This window comes from Photorhabdus africana, assembly GCF_035181445.1.
Lineage (GTDB): Bacteria > Pseudomonadota > Gammaproteobacteria > Enterobacterales > Enterobacteriaceae > Photorhabdus > Photorhabdus laumondii.
This window is the reverse complement of sequence record NZ_JAXBVE010000010.1, coordinates 104,300-124,248: the sequence shown is the minus strand read 5'-3', so window position 1 is coordinate 124,248 and position 19,949 is coordinate 104,300. Positions and strand designations below refer to the sequence as shown.

The 19,949-nt window shown below is 43.0% G+C and carries 23 protein-coding genes; 6 read left to right on the top strand and 17 right to left on the bottom strand.

The features are described from left to right. Positions 1-49: 49 nt before the first annotated feature. The gene (locus SLS51_RS08385) at positions 50-739 is read right to left on the bottom strand and encodes a hypothetical protein (protein ID WP_323837288.1); all 690 of its coding nucleotides are present in this window, start codon (positions 737-739) and stop codon (positions 50-52) included. A gap of 112 nt (positions 740-851) precedes the next feature. Next, positions 852-1,034 carry a ribbon-helix-helix domain-containing protein gene (locus SLS51_RS08380; protein WP_323837343.1) on the bottom strand — a complete coding sequence of 61 codons (183 nt, stop codon included), beginning with the start codon at positions 1,032-1,034 and terminating at the stop codon, positions 852-854. Positions 1,035-1,431: 397 nt separating this feature from the next. On the opposite strand from SLS51_RS08380, the gene SLS51_RS08375 reads away from it, so the two are divergent. From SLS51_RS08375 to SLS51_RS08365, 3 genes are all read left to right on the top strand, one after another. Beyond that, entirely contained in the window at positions 1,432-3,042 is a 1,611-nt protein-coding gene (locus tag SLS51_RS08375) for an ABC transporter substrate-binding protein (RefSeq protein ID WP_323837286.1), read from the top strand. A gap of 304 nt (positions 3,043-3,346) precedes the next feature. Beyond that, entirely contained in the window at positions 3,347-3,802 is a 456-nt protein-coding gene (locus SLS51_RS08370; RefSeq protein WP_323837284.1) for an antitoxin PaaA2 family protein, read from the top strand. Then, positions 3,799-4,116 carry a type II toxin-antitoxin system RelE/ParE family toxin gene (locus tag SLS51_RS08365; RefSeq protein ID WP_323837282.1) on the top strand — a complete coding sequence of 106 codons (318 nt, stop codon included), beginning with the start codon at positions 3,799-3,801 and terminating at the stop codon, positions 4,114-4,116. Before SLS51_RS08370 ends, SLS51_RS08365 begins: the two co-directional genes overlap by 4 nt. A gap of 381 nt (positions 4,117-4,497) precedes the next feature. On the opposite strand, the gene hcaD is transcribed toward SLS51_RS08365, so the two are convergent. Genes hcaD through hcaE form a run of 6 tightly spaced genes read right to left on the bottom strand, consistent with a single transcriptional unit; the run spans position 4,498 to position 9,671 of the window. Next, complete coding sequence (gene hcaD / locus SLS51_RS08360; protein ID WP_323837281.1) at positions 4,498-5,667, bottom strand: phenylpropionate dioxygenase ferredoxin reductase subunit; 1,170 nt, start codon at positions 5,665-5,667, stop codon at positions 4,498-4,500. Between the two features lies 1 nt (position 5,668). Then, a complete protein-coding gene (locus SLS51_RS08355) occupies positions 5,669-6,622 on the bottom strand; it encodes a 3-carboxyethylcatechol 2,3-dioxygenase (RefSeq protein WP_323837279.1) in 954 nt (317 codons plus the stop codon). Next, positions 6,612-7,454 carry a 3-phenylpropionate-dihydrodiol/cinnamic acid-dihydrodiol dehydrogenase gene (gene hcaB, locus SLS51_RS08350; protein WP_323837278.1) on the bottom strand — a complete coding sequence of 281 codons (843 nt, stop codon included), beginning with the start codon at positions 7,452-7,454 and terminating at the stop codon, positions 6,612-6,614. Before hcaB ends, SLS51_RS08355 begins: the two co-directional genes overlap by 11 nt. Beyond that, a complete protein-coding gene (gene hcaC, locus SLS51_RS08345) occupies positions 7,454-7,771 on the bottom strand; it encodes a 3-phenylpropionate/cinnamic acid dioxygenase ferredoxin subunit (protein ID WP_323837276.1) in 318 nt (105 codons plus the stop codon). The genes hcaB and hcaC overlap by 1 nt, the downstream gene beginning before the upstream one ends. Next, positions 7,771-8,313 carry a 3-phenylpropionate/cinnamic acid dioxygenase subunit beta gene (gene hcaF / locus SLS51_RS08340; protein WP_323837274.1) on the bottom strand — a complete coding sequence of 181 codons (543 nt, stop codon included), beginning with the start codon at positions 8,311-8,313 and terminating at the stop codon, positions 7,771-7,773. Before hcaF ends, hcaC begins: the two co-directional genes overlap by 1 nt. Continuing rightward, on the bottom strand, positions 8,310-9,671 hold the full coding sequence (gene hcaE, locus SLS51_RS08335) for a 3-phenylpropionate/cinnamic acid dioxygenase subunit alpha (RefSeq protein ID WP_323837272.1): 1,362 nt from the start codon (positions 9,669-9,671) through the stop codon (positions 8,310-8,312). Before hcaE ends, hcaF begins: the two co-directional genes overlap by 4 nt. A 136-nt stretch (positions 9,672-9,807) precedes the next feature. Between hcaE and hcaR the strand changes: the two genes are divergently transcribed. The 3 genes from hcaR (at position 9,808) to SLS51_RS08320 (ending at position 12,560) form a co-directional block, all read left to right on the top strand. Next, positions 9,808-10,692, top strand: coding sequence for a DNA-binding transcriptional regulator HcaR (gene hcaR / locus SLS51_RS08330; protein WP_323837270.1), 885 nt, complete (start codon positions 9,808-9,810; stop codon positions 10,690-10,692). 113 nt (positions 10,693-10,805) lie between these two features. Next, complete coding sequence (locus tag SLS51_RS08325) at positions 10,806-11,708, top strand: alpha/beta fold hydrolase (protein WP_323837268.1); 903 nt, start codon at positions 10,806-10,808, stop codon at positions 11,706-11,708. A gap of 69 nt (positions 11,709-11,777) precedes the next feature. Continuing rightward, positions 11,778-12,560: a fumarylacetoacetate hydrolase family protein gene (locus SLS51_RS08320; RefSeq protein ID WP_323837266.1), complete on the top strand. Its 783-nt coding sequence runs from the start codon at positions 11,778-11,780 to the stop codon at positions 12,558-12,560. 208 nt (positions 12,561-12,768) lie between these two features. Here SLS51_RS08320 and SLS51_RS08315 read toward each other — a convergent pair whose 3' ends face one another. From SLS51_RS08315 to SLS51_RS08275, 9 genes are read right to left on the bottom strand one after another with little or no spacing between them, the layout of a single operon-like run. After that, on the bottom strand, positions 12,769-13,290 hold the full coding sequence (locus SLS51_RS08315) for an amidase family protein (protein ID WP_323837264.1): 522 nt from the start codon (positions 13,288-13,290) through the stop codon (positions 12,769-12,771). 50 nt (positions 13,291-13,340) lie between these two features. After that, a complete protein-coding gene (locus SLS51_RS08310; protein ID WP_323837262.1) occupies positions 13,341-13,691 on the bottom strand; it encodes an amidase family protein in 351 nt (116 codons plus the stop codon). Next, positions 13,688-14,719 carry an MFS transporter gene (locus SLS51_RS08305; RefSeq protein ID WP_323837260.1) on the bottom strand — a complete coding sequence of 344 codons (1,032 nt, stop codon included), beginning with the start codon at positions 14,717-14,719 and terminating at the stop codon, positions 13,688-13,690. Before SLS51_RS08305 ends, SLS51_RS08310 begins: the two co-directional genes overlap by 4 nt. Continuing rightward, a complete protein-coding gene (gene purD / locus SLS51_RS08300; protein WP_323837258.1) occupies positions 14,694-15,692 on the bottom strand; it encodes a phosphoribosylamine--glycine ligase in 999 nt (332 codons plus the stop codon). Before purD ends, SLS51_RS08305 begins: the two co-directional genes overlap by 26 nt. Positions 15,693-15,732: 40 nt before the next feature. Then, the gene (locus SLS51_RS08295; protein WP_323837256.1) at positions 15,733-16,920 is read right to left on the bottom strand and encodes an ATP-grasp domain-containing protein; all 1,188 of its coding nucleotides are present in this window, start codon (positions 16,918-16,920) and stop codon (positions 15,733-15,735) included. An 8-nt stretch (positions 16,921-16,928) separates the two neighbouring features. Then, positions 16,929-18,029, bottom strand: a complete 1,101-nt coding sequence (locus SLS51_RS08290) for a CapA family protein (RefSeq protein WP_323837254.1) — start codon at positions 18,027-18,029, stop codon at positions 16,929-16,931. Positions 18,030-18,064: 35 nt separating this feature from the next. Continuing rightward, a complete protein-coding gene (locus tag SLS51_RS08285) occupies positions 18,065-18,505 on the bottom strand; it encodes a GNAT family N-acetyltransferase (protein ID WP_113024496.1) in 441 nt (146 codons plus the stop codon). Positions 18,506-18,553: 48 nt separating this feature from the next. Further along, positions 18,554-18,781 carry a TauD/TfdA family dioxygenase gene (locus tag SLS51_RS08280; RefSeq protein WP_323837251.1) on the bottom strand — a complete coding sequence of 76 codons (228 nt, stop codon included), beginning with the start codon at positions 18,779-18,781 and terminating at the stop codon, positions 18,554-18,556. Beyond that, positions 18,759-19,622 (bottom strand): aminotransferase class III-fold pyridoxal phosphate-dependent enzyme, encoded by an 864-nt coding sequence (locus SLS51_RS08275; protein WP_323837250.1) that lies wholly within the window; start codon positions 19,620-19,622, stop codon positions 18,759-18,761. Before SLS51_RS08275 ends, SLS51_RS08280 begins: the two co-directional genes overlap by 23 nt. Between the last annotated feature and the right edge of the window lie 327 nt (positions 19,623-19,949).

Below are 19,949 nucleotides of genomic sequence, written 5' to 3'. Positions count from 1 at the left end.
AAAATAGGGGAGCGGACATCGTGCCTGCTCCCCTATTTTTTACCATTTACTATGCCGCATCTTGAGTGCCAAACGACTTAGCTAAACGGATTAGCTGCTGAAGTTCATCATCCGAAACGCCACCTTTCAGCAAACCAATAACAGTGAACTCTTGACCTTCTGGTAAACGGTGATTCAGTACATTACGTTTCTGCACGAAAAATCCGTACTGCATTACACCGCTGCAATGACCAAGATGAAACAGGATCTCAGCCACCCCTCTGAGCACACCTTTTTCGCCTTTGCTTTCATCATCGGTGAACTGAAAAGCTGGATAAATAAACTCACCATCGTATTCCAAGGCCAGTAATTTACCTGTGTCCTTTTTCTTTTTAACTGTGACTTTACTGACACCAAGCAAACTCGCTACCTCAGCAGAATTTAACACACCACCATTTTCACGCACGTTGTCAAAAAAGCGCGCACGGCTACGCACTCGATTAAGTAACCTCTTCTTCTCCGGCGTCAGTTCAGCAAGCGCCCGTGCGGGTATCGCCAAAAACAACATATTCATCAGAAACTGATTATCCGGCAACGCTAGCTGACGCTTGATGTTAGCCTTCCCCTTACTGCGAATACCATCAGCCAGCTCCTTAATGATATTCTCAAGGCGATCAGCCGCTGCATCAGCGTCGTCATACTCATGATGAGGTGCCGCTACGTTATTACCGAGTTTGGTCTTCCTATGTAAAGTTTGCATGATGCACCTCAAGTTAACGATTGATAGCATAAAGAATATACACACAATCGTTAATCAATGCAAACTTTATCCATCTGTGCCGTGGGCTATTTCTCCTCTTAGTTTCTTTTTTTTAGCGCTTACATGCCCAATCCAGAGCCTCATCAACTATTGAAGCAAGCTCCATTTCATTAACATCTGTGTTAGCCACTTTAACTTGTTCTACTGTCAGTTCTAAAATGTGTGACCGCACTGCCTCTTCTATAACGCGGGATAAGCTTCCTTGTTCCAACGAGCACTCTTCATAAACATTCATACTCACCTCTTACACGACATAAATCTTCGTTAATACCCGACAGTAGCTGAACTCATGCTATTGATAAATTGTGAATTCATTTACAAAACACGATTTTAACAGTTAAAAATCCGTTAATATCTGAAAAAAATAATACGGTTGTTGAATAAATTTTTTTAATAAAAAAATTAACAATGTTCATATAAATTTTTATAAAAATAAGTCATTAAGGTTATTTTCATCACTCTTTAAACAGGGTGATTAGAAAAATAAAATTATCAGCCAACGACATCTGGAATGAAATAATACATATTTAGCTATAATTAGCTTTGGCTCTACGTTCACCCTAGATCCAATTTCAAGCGTTACAACTTGCAATATCAATCTGAAAAAATGCGTTATTATTGGAGAAATTACGATGAAAAAAACAATAAAAAACATATCCTTATTCACAGGAATAATAATTGGGAGTTTAACATTATCTCATGCAGCAATTATTCCACCCGGTACACAACTGGCAACCAACCAGAATATTGTTCGTCATAATGGTTCAGAACCTGCCTCTCTTGATGTGCATAAAGTTGAAAGTGATGTTGAGTTTGATATTATAAACGACTTTTTTAGTGGATTAATTAGTATAGGAAATGATGGTAAGTTTAATCCTAATTTAGCGATCCGTTGGGAAACTAACGATAATAAAACCTGGGTGTTTCATCTAAGAGAAGGAATAAAATGGTCTGACGGTTCACCTATTACCGCTCATGATGTAGTTTTTAGTTGGAGACGTTTAATTGATCCCCAAATGGCGTCCCCGTATGGCAGTTATATTGAAAACATGTATATAGTCAATGCCAAAGATATTCTTGCGGGTAAGAAAAAAGCCGATGAATTAGGTGTAAAAGCATTGGATAATTTAACGGTAGAAGTAACGTTAGAGCAACCACTATCCTATTTTTTAAATATGCTGGCACACCCAGTTATGGTGCCTATCAGCCAAAAAGCGGTTGAGAAGTATGGTGAAAAATGGACTCAACCAAATGTGTTTGTCAGTAGTGGCCCATTTAAACTCTCTGAATGGATCGTCAATGAGAAGGTGATTGGCGTCAGAAATCCACAATATTGGGATAATGAACACACCGTGATTAATAAAGTCACCTATCTTAACGTCACATCAGAAACAGCAGTGGTAAACCGTTATTTGGCAGGAGAAATAGATATTACAAAGGGTATCCCATCGGTTTTATTCAAATCATTAAAAACCAAATTAGGTAGCCAGATCCATATTTCACCTAAATTAGGCGTTTATTATTACGAATTTAACACCCAAAAAGCCCCTTTTAACGATATCAGAGTCAGACAGGCATTAAATCTGGCTTTAGACAAAGATATCATAACAAATAAAGTCTTAGGGCAAGGCCAAAAGCCAGCCTATAATAATGCTCCACCCAATACAGGCGGAATGAACTTAAAACAGCCTGATTATGTATCATGGACGCAGGCAAAAAGAATTGAAAAAGCCCGGCAGTTATTGAGTGAAGCGGGTTATAACAGAAATAATCCATTGAAATTTAATCTTCTTTACAATACATCAGAGGATCATAAAAGGATTGCTATTGCAGCCACCTCAATGTGGAAGAAAAATCTAGGCGTGGATGCTGTTTTACAGAATCAAGAATGGAAAACAATGTTAGATACCATGCATCAAGGTAATTTTGATTTGGTAAGACACGCATGGATAGCTGATTACGATAATCCTGCTTCGTTTTTAAATAATTATGTCACCAATAGTTCTAATAATACATCATTATATCATAATGATACTTATGATAATCTGATCAGTAAAGCCAAAGCAACAAACAACATAGAATATTTCCAGCAAGCACAAGATATTCTTATAAGAGATGTCCCGGCAATTCCTATTTATTACTATGTTAGTGCCAGATTAGTAAAACCTTATATTGGTGGATATTATATCAGCCCACTCGGGCTTATGTCATCGAAAGATCTTTATGTTATTAAACATGAATAAGACATCGTTGTCATATTAAAATAAAGATTACGGTTTTTAGCCGTAATCTCAGACCGCTTGACAAACCTCATTGAAAATAATGGGGTCTGTTCTTTTCATAATGAATCCTAATACAACCCATTTTCCTCATTGACCCGATTCAATCGCCCGTCAGGGGGTTAGACACTGTATTTGCATTTTCTGCAACCCGCGAAAATGGGCTATTGGGTGATAAATAATAAATCGCTTTGCAATTTACTATAATTTGCTCTATAAATTACAGTAGTCTACATTGTGAAATATTCAGAAATTGCGAGGTGACAACATGGCTGAAACTATCGACCACGGCACCCTCTCACATCTAGTGGAGGCCGGAGCCGTTAAAGGAGCGTACATCGTGGGCCAGCCAGGTGGCTGGGCCGTGATGGTGCGCTATGGAATGCACGAGCGACCACTGGCCGCACAGCGCAGCCGCAATGTGCGGCTATTCCGCAAGTTCGAAACGCTGGTTTCCTACCTTAAAAAAATTGGCATTGCCCGCTTCGACGTGGATTCATCAAACTACGCCCCCGCTCCCCCCAATACCTCAACGCGCAGGCCAGATCGTGCCGAAGCGCTCAAGCGTACCCACGAGGCTGCTGCATATGATGCGTGGTTTCGCGAGCAGGTGCAGCAAGCCATAGATGAACCTGGACCGGGTATCCCTCACACTGATGTCAAGGCCAAATTTGCCGCCAAACGTGAAGCCTTGCGTAAACGCATTGTACAGGGTCGCGCATGAAAATCATTTGGCGAAAGATCGCGGAAGCAGATCGAGAACGTATCTTTGATTACATCGCACAAAACAACCCCAGCGCCGCGCTTGAGCTTGACGCAGACTTTGATGCTAAAATCGAACTCGCTGCGCAGCGGCCTAAACTGTACCGCCCCGGCCGTGTGCACGGTACCCGTGAAATCGTCGTGCGGCCTAATTATGTGATTGTCTATCGCATCAAGGATGAAAGCAGTACGGTAGTTGTGCTGCGCGTGCTCCATGCGGCCCAGCAATGGCCCCCGGCCAAGTCAAGCGAGAGCGTTTCTGGTGGGAAAGTCTGAGGAAGAGTTTATATATGGAGTTATGAGTGGTATAAGATGTAACGCTATTTTAGAATCTTATTTAACACTTGAAGAAGATGTGACGATTAATGCTTTCGTGAATCAAGCGCTAGAAAATGAAGTCAGTAAACATCATGTAGGGCCTTAATAGCCCCATCGGATTAATGACAAAAGTGCTAACCATCAGGGGCCGGTCTTTGATCTAATAGAGGTACTGGAAAATCGATACCTCGATATACTAAAAGCCCCCACACTACAACAATATGATTGACATCAACAGAACCCCACTTTTTAAATGGGGTTCGTCAGCAATCTGAGATTACGGTTTTTAACCGTAATCTTTCTCAGAGGCAATAATAAAATCACTCATTGTCAATAAAACTACGCCGGAACAACCATAGGATTAGCAAGTAATTTCCGTAAATTACGCATTTCCCTTCCCTGATTAATCGCCACAGCACCGACTAAAACTTCATTTTCTGTACCAAATAAAATGGCCTTATCTGATTGCAAATCACCCTGAACATGCCACTCTTCTGCCTGCATGTTGCCAACCATCTGGATGTTAATGCCCCACTGATCGGTCCAAAACCACGGAGCGCCCGGCTGCGGGGGTGCCAACCCCATCATGGCATGTGCGGCGATAGTCGCCTGACGGTTAGCATTTTCCCAAGTTTCACGGCGCTGTAGATCACCTGTCAGCGGTTCTCTCTGAAGGCAAACATCCCCGGCAGCAAAAATATCCGGTTCAGAAGTCTGGCAACGGCTGTCAATGACGATACCGCCATTCGTCACCAAACCGGCATCAGCAGCAAGCTGATCCCTGAATTCAGCGCCGATACCATAAATAATAATATCTCCGATCACCTTTTCACCGGTGTTCAATATAAGCACTAATTCACTCCCTTGTTTTTGGGCGGAAACAATGCGGGTATCAAGGAAGAATTGTACCCCTTTTTCCTGATGACGATTCAAAAGATAATCCTGCAATAATGGAGGAGCACAACGCCCCATGATGTTATCCGCCTGTTCGATAACCGTCACATTTGCCCCCAATTCACAAGAGGTTGCCGCCAGTTCCAAGCCAATTACACCACCACCAACAATCAAAATCCGTTTGTCTTTTTTCACCGCCTGGCGTAAACGTTGCGCATCATCCAGCGTCCTCAAGGTATAAATATTTTCACCCAGCTGATCGAGCAGTGGAAATCGTCTGGCTCTTGCCCCCATCGTGAGCAGGAGTTTGTCATACCTGAGCTTGCCGCCATTTTCTAAAACAACACAATGTTTCGATGGCATAATCTGGCTGACCGACTGGCCTATGCGCAGATCTATCTGGTTTTTCAGATAAAAATCTTCGGAGAACAGATACTTCGGCGCTTCCTCTGGGTTGATTAAATACTCTTTTGATAAAATTGGTCGCTCGTAAGGCGCATGATATTCCTTACCAATTAAAATAATATCGCCATCAAACTGCTGCTGCCTTAAGGTTGCGGCGGCCATAGCTCCCGCTTGCCCTGCTCCAACGATAATAAAAGTCTGATTACGCATATTATGCTCCTATCTGAGTGACAGGTTGAGCACTGATCATTGCCATTCCTGCCAGCCACTCCTTAATAGGTTGGTAATAATGCCGCTGCGCTTTATATTCGCCATAAACAGAAAGCGCCGCAAAAGCCGCAATCCAACAGCGAATTTCCTGTCCACCTTTCCCGCCCTGAATGGCGATTCCTCCTTCGGTTAATGAAGCAAGACGCCGAATATCGCCACTACAAAAAATACGCAATAACTCGTCATCCCACTGTGGATTCAACGGAGCAACGATATTTTCGCCACGAGCCAACGATTTTCCAACCTCAATGACCCGAGTTTGCCGTTTTTGACGCGCTTCTTTTGTCGGATTTCTCCCGGCAATCAACCCTTCTTCAACTTCCGGCGGAACCTGCCCCATTTGCGGTATCGGCGGATCATGTGATAAACCGCCAGAACCTAACAGCAATACCCGCTGATCTGTGGTGAATAGGAATTGACCCACTGCACGACCTAACGCAACAGCACGACGACATGTCGGCAATGGTTTAGCTGCACAGTTAATAAATATGGGGATAGTTGGATAACGCTGTAAATCCTGACAAAGCAGCATCAATGGTTGAGTAAAGCCGTGATCGACCTGCATACGCCAGGAGTGAGCCACATCAATCCCTGAATCATATAAAGCAGAAATTAAATCCTTCGCGGTGTTTTCAGGAACATTGAGTGGACCTTTACCAATATCCCAATCCCCCACTGCATTCGCTCTTACTCCAACGCAAAATGCCGGCATGAGATCATAAAAAAAACCATTAAAATGGTCAGGAGCGAAAATCACTATCAATTGTGGATCGTAGGCCTTTATCTGTTCGGCCAATTGCTGAAAAACCTGCCGAACATGCTTTTCTGTCGCTTCAGGCGGAGAACCAAAGCCCATCAAAGGTGTGTGTGAAGTACAAATTAATTTAACGGTCATCTGAACTCTCCTTTTGGTTCGGAGACATCACTCCCGCTGTCGTTTGGCGAATGCCACGAATACTTAATCCAGCATCAGCCGTTATCATCACCCCAGTTAACGTGCGGTTATTGGCACGGGAAGCCAACATAACATACGGACCGGTGAAATCTTTTGGCTGAGGTATGAATTGCAAAGGCAAAATTGCACTGAAACTTTCTAATGACAGGTTATCTGTAATACATCTATCTTGCTGAGATAGTGAAGCAGCCCCACGAAGATCACTTGGCATACCACAAGGCGCAACACCATTAACCCTGATAACTGGCGCTAATTCATAAGCTAACTGGCGGATCATGCCGACCGCACCGTGCTTGCTGGCGGTATACAACACTCCTCCACCACCAGAAAACCATGACGAGTTTGACAACGTAAAAATCATGCTGCCTTCTGATGCGGTTAGCGCCGGTAACGCGGCTTTAGCCCCTAGAATATACCCTTTCAGGTTAACACCCATCAGCTCATCAAATCCTTTATCAATCTGCTCTGGTGAGGCGTCAAGCATGCTAATTTTGTGATCCCATATCCCGGCATTACCAACAAAGCAGTCTAGTTTGCCAAAACGCCGAACAGTTTCAGCCACTGCTCGTTCATTGTCCTCAAAAGAGGCAACATCACCCTGAATAACACAGAGATCGTTGCCAAAACAGTGTGCCAAAGCTGTTGTTTTTTCTGCCGATAACTCCAAAACGCCCACTTTGGCGCCTTCATCAATAAAACGCTCTATTAAAGCCAAACCTAAACCGGAGCCACCGCCTGTTAATAAAATGACTTGATCTTTGATCCAACTCATTATTGCTCCTCCGATACAGTGATATAAATGTTTCCGTCTTTAACAATAACAGGATAGGTCTTCAATGGATCTGTAGCAGGAAGGCAGAGTGCCTTCCCGGTTCTAAGACAAAAACTGGCCGTATGCAGTGGACACTCAACTGTCGCATTGTCTTCCAAATACCCTTCGGATATAGAGGCATTACCATGACTGCACCGGTCATCAACAGCAAAGAATTCGCCATCATAGTGAAATAGCGCAATATCCGGTGTGTATTCAACCTTACGCGCTCCTCCGTCGGGCAATTCTTCAACAGTACATACGAATAATTGACTCATCAGAATAAGACACTCAAGTTATGGAAAGTTAAGACTGCCTGATCCAAAGTGATTTCACGTTTGCAAATCAGCCAGCTATCCGTTTTCGGATGACGGCGAACACAATCCAGCCGCTTACCAACATAAAAAGCTTCATCTCGCTCTTTTTGTGAACGGTACAGCAAATAATTGGACTGAACATGAAATTGGTCAGGCAAATCCGTTTCAGTAATCACTAAGTTTGTCAGTAGATGACGTGTACGGGATGGGGGTTCCTCTGCCCATGCCATACCGGTCTCCAACCGAGCTATCCGGCGTTCAAGCTGAAATTTATTGTCATTGAACAACCAAGTGGTTGGCGGCTGGATACTCTTACGGCGATCGCGGGTTTGGGCATTTACAACGGTGCGCATGGTATAGCTGAGATCTTCTGCTAACAACTCAAGCCAATCACGAAATCTCCACTCATCCAGTAATGTAATTTCGTAATACAAGAACTGGCTTATTTCATAGTGCAGTTCCAGCGATACCCTTTTTTCCTGATTGATAATTAACTCTTTCATTTGACCAACTCCTGCTGATAAACCCGGCTTTTTTCCTCTATCTCATCCCAGGTTTCACTGGTGAGTAAGTCAGCCCAACGCTGATACATGCCACGGGCAACGGTTTCGGAAAAAACATAATTGGTCACACCCGGAATTCCATCATCCCGCACTCTTTCTTGTCCCAATCTCATTTCCATACACAAGGTGCTGTTACGGGCTTTGTAACCTCTAAGTACCTTCTGAATTTCCACCCAATTTTCTGAATCATCCTGTTCGAGAAAACCTGCCGGACCAAATGCACGGGTGGCACTGTTCTCAAAAGCGGCTTTTACTTCTGGAGAAGCCGCTTTATCTGCGATGCAGAACGCCCAAACTTCCACCTGATCAGGTCCACGTGGATGCCACACCCGCATGGTTGCGGTACCGTTAAGCCAGGAAAGTGTCGGGAAAATATTGTTGTGACCGGCAAGACGCAGTGCCCTGACTTTTCCCAGCCGCTGCTCTGCCTCGGCATAGGTTTCACGGTAGTAACGGGCAACGGCACCATCAACCCAAACGTTGGCATCGGGTTTTTCGGTCAAGAAAAATCCACAACCGTGACCATTTTGAGCAAATTGCACGGAATCTTTTGCCGTTTCCCAAACTGGCCGAGAAGTCTGACCAGAACCTAATGCTTTGTTACTGTCGCCCTCTTTTACACTTAAAACCTGTACGGCGGAGGCATGGCTGAATAAAGCATGGTATTGATCACCGGCAAACTGTTCAGCGGGTAATTTCCAGTTACAATTGATCACCCACTTTTGCACACCACCAATAACCTCAGTTCCTCCTTCACGGCGATCAAGCACACCATCAAGATACCAAGCCATATCACCGAGATAATCAATCAGGGAGGGGGCTGTCGTATCCCAGTTACCAAAAATCAATCCTTTATAACTTTCCACACACGGCACTTCCTGAAGTCCCCATTGCTCTTTGCAAAGCCCATGTGGATAGGCGCACGCTTCCAACGGGACGTCGATTAATTGCCCATCCACACCATATGACCAACCATGATAAGGGCAAGTAAATGCACGGGTATTACCGCTATCCGCGTAACAAACCCGCATGGAACGATGGCGACATTGATTTAGGAAAGCTTTAACGGAACCATTTTTTTGGCGGACAACAACAACACTGTCCTCTCCCATATAAGTATTGAAAAAATCACCCGGATTGGGGATTTGGCTCTGATGAGCTAGAAACAGCCAACAACGGCCAAATATTCTTTCGAGTTCTAACTGATAGAGCTCGGGATCGATATAAATCTGAGGAGTTACGCGACCGGCTCGGGCATCAATCAGGCGGTAAATATCTGAATCTTTGCTCAATGTCATATTATTCAGTCCTCAAGTAAAAGAAAAGTTGACTTTTTGCCAACATGCAAAATGAATGCTATTAATAGATTAATATTTTGTGAAATACATTGTTTGTTTAAATTAAGACTTTTTTTCGATATGTGAGGAAACAGTAATGGAATTAAGACACTTACGCTATTTTATTGCGGTGGCAGAAGAATTAAACTTTACCAAGGCCGCAAAAAAACTACACACTGCACAACCTTCGTTAAGTCAACAAATAAAAGATTTAGAAGATTATATTGGTTCTACACTATTAGAGAGAAATAAACGCAGAGTCTCTCTAACCAAAGCCGGAGAAGTTTTTCTTCAACAAGCCCGGCTTATTCTTGACAATGCAGAGAAAGCAAAAAAAATGGCCCGCAGAGCGGCACAAGAACAAATTGTGCTAACTATCGGATTTGTCCCATCAGCAGAAGTTAAAGTATTACCTGAAGTCATCCCAATATTTCGCTTGGCTCATCCTGGAGCAAAAGTAGAACTTATTAGTTTATTTAATCCAGGACAAGAAGAGAAATTATTACAAGGTGATATTGATGTCGCTTTCATGCGTCCGCCAATAACGAGTGATTATATTGATTTTAAAGTCATTCTTAATGAACCACTGGTGGTTTTGATGCCCGCTAATCACAGGCTAAGGTATTGTGAGAAAATTTCAGTCGACGACCTACACGGAGAAAATTTTATTACTCCTGATCCAACACAATCTGGCGTATTACAACAGATTATAGAAAATTATTTTACTGAACATAATGTCGTACCTAATATTATTCAAACAGCTAATAATATGCTATTAATTTTAAACATGGTTAGCCTAAATTTAGGATGCGCAATAGTACCATTCTATATTACCAGCATCATGACAGATGCCGTTATTTGCCGACCATTATCAGGATATTCCCCCACAATAGAGTTAATAATGGCATGGAGAAAAGACAACACATCAGAATTATTATTGCACTTAATAGATGTTGTTGAAAATAAATATCTGCAAGAATAAAAATAAGCATCATCGTTTTTGCCTTTCAGACTAGACATATTAAGTATTAGTGAATATTACTTGCTGTCGTTATATTAATAACGTATTAATGTAAAATAAATAAGGAAGGTATCATGATGTCAATATCAGCAAATCTTCAACATAAACCTATACAGCCCGAATTACGTTCGCTTTGGTCTGCTATTGCCAGCGGTGAAATCCATCTACATCATCTCGATGTAAAAGGGATAAAAACGCGTGTTCTTGAAGCGGGTAACGGACCTACTCTGATTTTCTTACATGGTATTGCAGGTCATTTAGAAGCTTATATGCGCAACATACTGCCCCATGCTGCCCATTTTCGTGTACTGGCAATTGATATGCTGGGGCATGGCTTCACGGATAAACCTGTCCGTTCCTATGAGATTATCGATTATGTGGAACACCTACGGGATCTTATTGAGACATTAAATCTGAAGAAAATTCACCTTTCTGGCGAGTCATTAGGCGGATGGGTTGCAGCCCGGTTTGCGGCAAAATATCCGCAATATATTCACCGTCTGGTGTTGAACACCGCTGGTGGCATGATTGCTGATCCAAATGTGATGGAACGCCTGCGCACACTGAGCTTAAATGCAGTGAAAAACCCAGATCGGGAAGCTACCCGCAAGCGTCTTGAATTCCTGATGGAAGATCCTGCAATGGTGACAGAAGACTTGGTTGAAGCCCGTTTTGCCATTTATCGTCAGCCGGGTATGTTGTCCGCAATGGAAAGCATTATGTGCCTGCAAGATATGGATACCCGCTTACGTAACCTTTTGACCGAAGATGAACTGGCAAAGATCCAGGCTGAAACCCTAGTGCTATGGACTACACACGATCCGACTGCTGCGGTTTCAGTAGGTCAGCGTCTTGCCGGGCTTATCGAAAATAGCCGTTTTGTCGTGATGGAAAAATGCGGTCACTGGCCTCAATATGAAGATCCGGACACATTCAACCGGCTCCATATCGATTTTTTACTCAACGGCAACAGATAATGTCCCTTTCAGACGAGTGATATTCCAGCTGGAATGTCACTTCTGTGGTTTGAGCAGGAGAAACAACAGATGCATAACGTCATAACCCATCTTAGTGAAAAATTGTTTCAATCATGGCAGAATCATCAAGCCATTGATCCTATCTCTGATGAATATCCAGAATTAACGTTACACGACGCCTATCTCATCCAGCAAAAAGTTATTGCTCACCGGTTGGAAACAACTGGAGAGCGAATTGTCGGTAAAAAAATCGGTATCACTAGCCAAGCAGTTATGGATATATTGGACGTCGATCAACCCGATTTTGGCATTCTCACCTCAGATATGCATTACAAAAACAATACCACTGTACCCATTGAGCAATTAATTGCACCGAAAGCTGAAGGCGAAATTGGTTTTATCCTGAAACACAACCTGTGTGGGCCAGGTATTACGGCAGGAGATGTACTCAGAGCAACAGATTATGTCGTGCCCTGTATCGAAATTGTCGATTCCCGTATCCGTGATTGGAAAATAAAAATCACAGATACTGTTGCTGATAATGCTTCATCAGGGTTATTTGTCATTGGCAATGGCACCCGTCTGCCCTCAGAAATTGATTTAGCTGCCGTGACAATAACGTTGGAGAAGAACGGTAAACTGGTTGACACTGGCATTGGCGCCGCTGCACTAGGGCATCCAGCCAACGCAGTTGCCTGGCTAGCGAATATGCTAGGAACACTGAATATGGCGTTACTCCGTGGAGAAATCATTCTCTCTGGCTCCCTCACCACCATGGTGCCAGTTAATCCAGGTGATCAGTTGAAAATTAACTTACTCGGCGTGGGATCTGCCAAGATCAGTTTTGCCTGAAAAATTAGCCTTAGTTTCTAAATAGGAGTCATAAAAAGCCCCCACCAAAGTTACTGGCAACTTAGTGGCAGGGGCGTAAATAGCTTGTTATCATTTCAAACCTAATAGAATGTATTCCTTTCGTTAATATTATTTTTACCAAATTAAAAACAATAATTTCATAAGTTTCGTGGTAATACACATTCGTCGTTTTCAGCGACAACATTCATCATGTCTTGAGTCGTATTTTAAGTTCTGTATTGCTGAAACCGATACGGCACTCAATCAATTCCGCAAGAGCAAGGGCGTTTTTTTCTTTTTTTCGGTTACATACGATCTGTAATGAAAATGGTAACCCCTGACTGTTTAATCCTGTTGGGATGGAGACCGCGCATAAGTCAGCAAAGTTTACGAAACGGGTGAAGTCATTTGGGGGTTGATGTTCATCTTTTTCAGCTATAGGCCAAGAAGGTTCTGGGGTCGTAGGAATTACTAAAGCATCCACATTCTGAAACCAATTCGAAAATATCTTCCGTACGTGACGACAGAATATCAATGCTTCCGAATACTCTTTCTCTTTTATCTCTTTGCCACGTTCTAATCTTACTTTAATTGTATCGCTGAGGGAGTTCTGTGAATTACACAAATATCCATAATTCTGCCAAGCCTCAAACGCAGTGATGATAGAATTAGCCTTCATGCACTGCGATAAAGGATATGGGAAAGGTTTCTTTTGAGTTACCATACCCATTTGAGAAAAAACCTCCAGCAATGACGCATAATGCAAACCTGTTTCCTTATCTAAACCTGTTTCAAGAGGGTGGCTACCACTGGTGCCGTAACATATGCTTTTTGACTAAAACAGTTCGTGCCTCCTCCTGTGACCTTACCTTTCAGATCAAAAAAATCCTTAACAGCAAAAGGAATACCATGGAGAGGACCACGCCAATTTCCTGATCGTATTTCCTGTTCGGCATGTTTTGCTGCGGCCCGCGCATCAGCTTCATAGATCTCTGAAAAGGCGTTCAGCTTATGGTCGTAACATAAAATACGCTTCATGTACTCACCTAAAATCTCAACAGGTGATATCACTCCGCTCCGTATTCTTTCTCCTAATTCATTAATTGAAAGACTGATAATTTCATCCATCATTTATCTGCCTTTAGTGTTATAGAATTGTGATATTCATCAATATCATTTTTTACAAAAAGAAAATTGATAATCAAGATGGACAGTGTGGCTATGATAATAGTAATAACCGCATACTTCATGTTTAAAACAAAGAGTTTTTCACTGTTTACCATTTGCCCAAAAACTGCCACGGCAAAAGCGGAACCTATCTGACCAGTTGCACGGGAAACTCCTGAGGCAACGCCAGTGTACTGTTTCGGAGTACTTTGCATAAATAAAGATGTTGACATTGGTGATCCCAGCCCTCCACCAAAACCAATCAACACAAGTGGAACAAAAAGATAAGCATAGTCATTGTTGAACTGTGTAACCAGTAATCCACTGAAACCGACCAATCTTATCATGGCCCCAACAATCATCATGTGGCTCGTCTGGTAACGGCGTGCAAGCCATCCAGAGACCTTATTTCCCAATATGACACTGATTGAGAGCGGTAACAGGGCCATACCCGTTTGCGTTGCACTCAGGTGCTGAATATCCTGAAACCAAAAGGTCAGAATAAACATGGCACCAAAAAAGGAAAAAGCGCCAGAAAAGAAAATCCATGAAATAGCGCTAAAATTTGGCCACCTGAACAGCTCCAGTGGAAGCATAGGAGCTTTACTTCTTCTTTCTACCACTATGAATGCAGTCATGATGATTAAAGACAAGCACAACAAGATAACTGAGTTCAAATTGATTTGAGGAGAGTCATTCAGCCGGATGACACCAGCAATAAATAGAAATATTGTCAGGAAAAGAAGTAGCTGGCCTTTTATATCCATAGTTAAACTTTTATGTTCATGCTCTGGAGACTGCACCCTAAGTGTCAAAAAGATCCCTGCTAAGCAGAGCGGCACATTTACTAGGAAAATCGATCTCCACGACAGATATTCGGTCAGCCACCCTCCTATGACAGGCCCCGCCACCAGAGCGATACCTCCCCAGCTCGCCCAACTGGCAATGGCACGGGTTCGTTCTGTTTTATCTGTGTAGGTATGAGTGATCAAAGCAAGTGAACCTGGTACGAGTATGGCGGCGGAAATACCCTTTTTGTAGGGTCAATATGAATAATTCATGAAGGGGACTCTCAAGTCGTTCAAGAATCGTGAAGACCTCTGGATTACCCAGCCGACAGTTGATTTCAAGAAGGCTCGGCATTCCTTTTTTGTCAATCATGACACCAAAATAGAGGAATCCTATATATTCGATTCCTTCAGAATTAAGAGCTGCCAGACAAGGTTCTACAATTTGGGTAATGATAGCCTCATGCTGTGCGGAGGACAGTACTGGGGAATAAGCTCCCATACCACCAGTGTTAGGGCCTTTATCCCCATCAAGCAGCTTTTTATAATCTCGGCTTTCAGCCAGTGGTAGATAGTTTTTTCCGTCAAAGAGGATGGTGTAAGAGACTTCTTCACCTTCAATGAATTCTTCAACCAGCATTGGTCCGACATTTCTTGTGAAAAACTCTTCCAGCGTGTTTTTAACATGCTGGCGATCCTGGGCTATCACTACACCCGTTCCCCCATGAACCATACCGTCTGCTTTGATAACCACAGGTAAAGGTAATGTGTCGGCAAATTTTTGGGCCTGTTCCTGTGATTCACAAATTGCGCTGTAAGGTGTAGGTATTTGATATTTTTTCATGAATTTTTTGGAAAAGCCTTTCGACCATTCAAGTCGGGAGGCTTCACGAGTCGGGGCAATGATGGGTAACCCACGAGATTTAAAGTAGTCGGCTACCCCAGCTGCCAAAGTTTGGGTCGGTGTGATAAGCGTAAAGTCTGCTTTTAGTTCCAGAGCAGCCCTAGCCAGCCCCTCAACATCTCCTGAAGACACTGGAATATTTTCCATTCCGGGTGCGCATGACGTAGCCGGATTACCTGGGGCTAACCATACTTTTTCTACTGCTGGGTCCTGTAATAATTTCCATGCCAGCGCCTGTGCGCCGGCACCTGAACCTGCTATAAGGATTTTCATTATAGTCTTCTCTCAAAACACAGGGTTAAAAGGAATTTCATCAGTTTTGCCACCTGACTAAATCATCGATCCAGTCGGCAAAATGTTCAATTCGTTCAGTAAGTTGTACATCACTATTGCCGGTAATTATGGCGCTAACAACGTCATCGGTATAAGTTGTTGCCTGTTGATAAATTTGCCCGACTCTCCCTGATAAGCAGAGTGTGGATATCCAATCATAAGGAACTGAATCTGGCAAAGAAATCAGATATGCCGGACGAACAGGAACGCGAATTGATGCTGCGAATTCTCTTGGTTCAGTCCGGACTGTCAGTACATCATTGATACCTGCACAACTCTGTATCCAAGCTTTATGTATATTTATCCCCCAAGTGTGTTCTATTAACTCCCCCGTAAGTGAACCCGCAGTACGGGCCGCAATCTCGCATAAAATTAATCGGTCATCGGCGGTGTGGAATATTTCGGCATGAAACCCAAGGGTAGGCGCAGCAGGCAACGCTGATATAGTTCGATAGGTAATACTGTTCAGTCGCTCTGCCAAGGGGGTAGCAGGATCAATAGTACGGCTACCAAATATACCTGCATGCTGGTAATCAAGAGCATTATTGATATAAGCGCAGGGAGCAAAAAATGAATCTCCTGCTTCATTAATTACACCGTTAACATGATACATATTTCCAGAGATAAACTTTTCTACCATCCAGCCATCAACGGTTCTGTCGCGGAAAAAATCGGATACTTCTCTGAGACTCCTACATACCTTAACGTATTTCGAGCTGCATCCATCCACCGGTTTTATCACAACTGGGAAATTATGCTCTTCACTGAAAGTTAGAACATCCAGCCAACTGCCAAGTCGTCTAAACGGAGCCACTTCAATGCCTGCACGTTGAAGATAATCTTTCATTAAAACCTTATCTCGATACGCCAAGGCACTTTCAACGTTCTGGCCTGGGAGGCCATAATATTCCCGAAGTTGTGCAGCTCGGATAAGGTCAAATTCCGAATGAGGCAGAATCTGGCTGAATGAGGTGTGACGTCCTAATTCTGTGGCGATAGATAAAACACCTTCACCGTCATCAAGGCTGTCGATCTGCCGGACGTACCGGTAACGGTGCTGAAGAGGAAATTGTGGTGCAGAACTGATAAGCCACAGGTCATCACGGCATTCCTCCAACCATTCTGCAAAGTTAATCTTGATGCTTCTTCCGAGGCATAGTATTGCCATACTTTACCTCACATAACGTCAGAAATGGGTTTGATAATATCCAATACGGTGAAATCGCCCCATTGAGTACCGTTATCAATAAGATGATTGACCGTCATGTCCTGCCGAGTACAACGTCTCATAATGCGTAAAAAAGCATGCCATTCATCGCTTCCATGGAGAACCGGGACAGGGGTATCCGCTTCAATATAAAGTGGGAGCAAATGAGCAGATAAAATTTCGTTCGGTGAACATCTTGTCAGAATGGCTGCGGTATATCGTGCATGATCAGGCAACTGAAAACCGGTTTTCGACCATTCATTTATTGAGCATGAGAGAGGTTGATCGAAAATGAGGTTTCCCAGTCCAAAACATGTCAGCATGTTTTTGTGCCATTCAACACCTCGCAAGGAATGATGATGATGACCTATCACTAGGTTCACACCACATTGTGATAATCGTTTTGATATTTCCTTTTCGTATCTTGTAATAATGTCTTTACGAGTATGATCGCCCCAGTGCATCGCTGCAATAATAAAATCAGCTTGGCTACGGATATTGCCAACTAAGCATGAAAAATGCGCCCAATCATCTTCATTGATGACAGTCATAATATCGGGTAACGCTCCGGGAACCACAGCGCCGGAAAAAGGAGGACTGTAATAATCTCTTGAACGTAACGCTGCAACGCCTCCCTGAAAACTACCGGCTTCAGTTCCAGCATAATAAATGCCCGTTACGCCGAAAACAGCCACCCTGATCCCTCTACATTCAATTAAAGCAGGTTCCCAAGCTTGCTGAAATGTCAGACCGGCCCCGGTGGTTTGCACTCCTGCAGAATGTAATGCTTTCAAGGTGTCAGTCAGACCCTGCAATCCAGAATCCATGGCATGATTATTCGCAAGGGAAAGCACATCGAACAATGCCACGCCTTTGGCGTTTTTTACTGATGATATCGTCATCCCTCGCCGTCCGGGAATTGGCTCAGATTTATCGGTCAGTACACCTTCATAGTTGCCGATAACGATATCAACATTCTCAACTAAAGATGTCAGGTGGCTGAAAGCAGAAGCGGGATCTTCACGATTGATGAGCACATCCCCAAATGAAGCAATAGTAATACTCGACATAAAATCTCTATCCTTCTGATAACACAGGCCGTTGCTCAAAGCCTTTTCTGCATAAAAATACGGGCATTCCCATCTGGGAAAGAGGGCACCTCACCAAAAATGCTATAACCATGCTTCAGATAAAAGTCAGGTGCTTGAATCGCCATAGTAAACAGCACCGCCGTATGACATCCACGTAGGGTCGCTTTTTTTTCGGCCCGTTTCAGCAACGTACTTCCCAGTCCCTGCCGACGCAGTTCTTCCGGAAGAAAGAAATAACTAATGAAAAGCACACCCAGAGAGGTACGACCCACCAAGCCACCAACGACTTCGCCTTGCTGGTCATGGACATAGAAATCCAGCGGCTGGTTGTCAGAAATATTGGTTTGTTCCACATTCCATATATCAAGTAATTGACTAATTTTCCCTCGGCTTTCAACATCACCCTGATCGGAACTTTTGATGGAGTGCCCGGAGTCCAGAATATCTCGATTCATGCATTGATCCTGATTGACCGGGCCGATATATCGGCCCGGTTGGTTATATTAAGTTGCCGTACTCACCAAACGCGTTTCCAGAAATAACTGCTCATAATCACGACCGCGAGCTGTTAGTGCAGGTACCACAGGTCTGCCATCGGATAATTCGATCCAGAGCCTTAATAAATGGCGCTGGTTGAGTGCATCATCCTGAAACTCCGTGCGGGAATGCAGTGTGGTATAGTTGTTGAGAAAAAGGATTTCGCCAGGCTCAAGCATAATGAATAGTTTCAAGAATAATTGCTGCAGGCAAGTCAATACCGGAACCCGGAGAAACTAGCATTTTCTCCAAAACGTCCAGTGATGTGTCATTCTGACTAAGGAAATTTTCGAAAGGAAGGCGAACTATATTGTTCAGGGAAACACCCGCAGCATTTCGTTTTTTCTCTCTGGCGGTGGCTGCAAGAGCGCCCAGAGACATTCCGTGAAACGCATTGGTAAACGCAACAATATCGCTGCGCCCTGTAACTTTGCGCGCGATTTTCATTGCAGCTTCAACTGCATTGGTTCCTGTCGGCCCGGTAAACTGAAAACGATACTGCAAGCCCCGTGGTTTCAGTATCTGCTGATTAAAGCTTTCAATGAATGCCCGTTTTGCATTGGTATATAAATCCAGAGAATGTGTTATGCCATCTTTTTCAATATATTCAATAAGATGAGATTTTAAGCGAGGGTTGTTGTGGCTCGTATTTTTACCAACCGCCCTTACTCGCTTCGATAACTGTTCATTATTTTCTGTAATATTGTGAAGAATATGCATCATGGTAATGGCATGATCTTCATCCTCTTCACGTAAATTTTCCATCAGATGATGAATATCATTGAAGTTATCAATATGGCTGATCAGAGCACACAAAAAGCGAGTAAAGTTACGTGAATAATAATGATGTTGAATCAAGAAATAACGCATTCCGGACAGAGTGATTCGTTCTTCACTCATTGCGATGAGTAACGGGTGGTTAACCAGTTTTTTCACCGCATCTATATCCAGCCAGTTATCCCAGAGTCCTTCTTCGGTCAGTAATCCTATATCTTTTTTATCGGGTAAAGTTACAGTTTGATTTTGTTCACTCACCTTGCCTCTCCTGTTTCTGAAATAAAACGCATCTCTGATCTCTATAACAAGCAGTTCTTTACTAGTAGCAACAGAATAAGTACTGCGGTGCTTATAACCTCTTAACAATCAATGCCAGCGAAAATAAATATTTCATTGATGAAACCATAAATTATATTAACAATCATTTCAATAAATTATTAATCACGCAAAGTAATAAATATTCAACTATTTGAAAAATAAAATTAATATCTTTATGGGAGTATGAGTAAGTACCAATATCGCCTAATTTTTTATTGAAATAATTACTAATTAAAATAATTTCCAATAGGTATCAATTGATGTATC

What these genes read in the sequence shown, in the direction of transcription:
- SLS51_RS08385 (WP_323837288.1), bottom strand. Translation starts at nt 739, where the DNA reads ATGCAAACTTTACATAGGAAGACCAAACTCGGTAATAACGTAGCGGCA.
- SLS51_RS08380 (WP_323837343.1), bottom strand. Translation starts at nt 1,034, where the DNA reads ATGAATGTTTATGAAGAGTGCTCGTTGGAACAAGGAAGCTTATCCCGC.
- SLS51_RS08375 (WP_323837286.1), top strand. Translation starts at nt 1,432, where the DNA reads ATGAAAAAAACAATAAAAAACATATCCTTATTCACAGGAATAATAATT.
- SLS51_RS08370 (WP_323837284.1), top strand. Translation starts at nt 3,347, where the DNA reads ATGGCTGAAACTATCGACCACGGCACCCTCTCACATCTAGTGGAGGCC.
- SLS51_RS08365 (WP_323837282.1), top strand. Translation starts at nt 3,799, where the DNA reads ATGAAAATCATTTGGCGAAAGATCGCGGAAGCAGATCGAGAACGTATC.
- hcaD (WP_323837281.1), bottom strand. Translation starts at nt 5,667, where the DNA reads ATGCGTAATCAGACTTTTATTATCGTTGGAGCAGGGCAAGCGGGAGCT.
- SLS51_RS08355 (WP_323837279.1), bottom strand. Translation starts at nt 6,622, where the DNA reads ATGACCGTTAAATTAATTTGTACTTCACACACACCTTTGATGGGCTTT.
- hcaB (WP_323837278.1), bottom strand. Translation starts at nt 7,454, where the DNA reads ATGAGTTGGATCAAAGATCAAGTCATTTTATTAACAGGCGGTGGCTCC.
- hcaC (WP_323837276.1), bottom strand. Translation starts at nt 7,771, where the DNA reads ATGAGTCAATTATTCGTATGTACTGTTGAAGAATTGCCCGACGGAGGA.
- hcaF (WP_323837274.1), bottom strand. Translation starts at nt 8,313, where the DNA reads ATGAAAGAGTTAATTATCAATCAGGAAAAAAGGGTATCGCTGGAACTG.
- hcaE (WP_323837272.1), bottom strand. Translation starts at nt 9,671, where the DNA reads ATGACATTGAGCAAAGATTCAGATATTTACCGCCTGATTGATGCCCGA.
- hcaR (WP_323837270.1), top strand. Translation starts at nt 9,808, where the DNA reads ATGGAATTAAGACACTTACGCTATTTTATTGCGGTGGCAGAAGAATTA.
- SLS51_RS08325 (WP_323837268.1), top strand. Translation starts at nt 10,806, where the DNA reads ATGATGTCAATATCAGCAAATCTTCAACATAAACCTATACAGCCCGAA.
- SLS51_RS08320 (WP_323837266.1), top strand. Translation starts at nt 11,778, where the DNA reads ATGCATAACGTCATAACCCATCTTAGTGAAAAATTGTTTCAATCATGG.
- SLS51_RS08315 (WP_323837264.1), bottom strand. Translation starts at nt 13,290, where the DNA reads ATGGGTATGGTAACTCAAAAGAAACCTTTCCCATATCCTTTATCGCAG.
- SLS51_RS08310 (WP_323837262.1), bottom strand. Translation starts at nt 13,691, where the DNA reads ATGATGGATGAAATTATCAGTCTTTCAATTAATGAATTAGGAGAAAGA.
- purD (WP_323837258.1), bottom strand. Translation starts at nt 15,692, where the DNA reads ATGAAAATCCTTATAGCAGGTTCAGGTGCCGGCGCACAGGCGCTGGCA.
- SLS51_RS08295 (WP_323837256.1), bottom strand. Translation starts at nt 16,920, where the DNA reads ATGGCAATACTATGCCTCGGAAGAAGCATCAAGATTAACTTTGCAGAA.
- SLS51_RS08290 (WP_323837254.1), bottom strand. Translation starts at nt 18,029, where the DNA reads ATGTCGAGTATTACTATTGCTTCATTTGGGGATGTGCTCATCAATCGT.
- SLS51_RS08285 (WP_113024496.1), bottom strand. Translation starts at nt 18,505, where the DNA reads ATGAATCGAGATATTCTGGACTCCGGGCACTCCATCAAAAGTTCCGAT.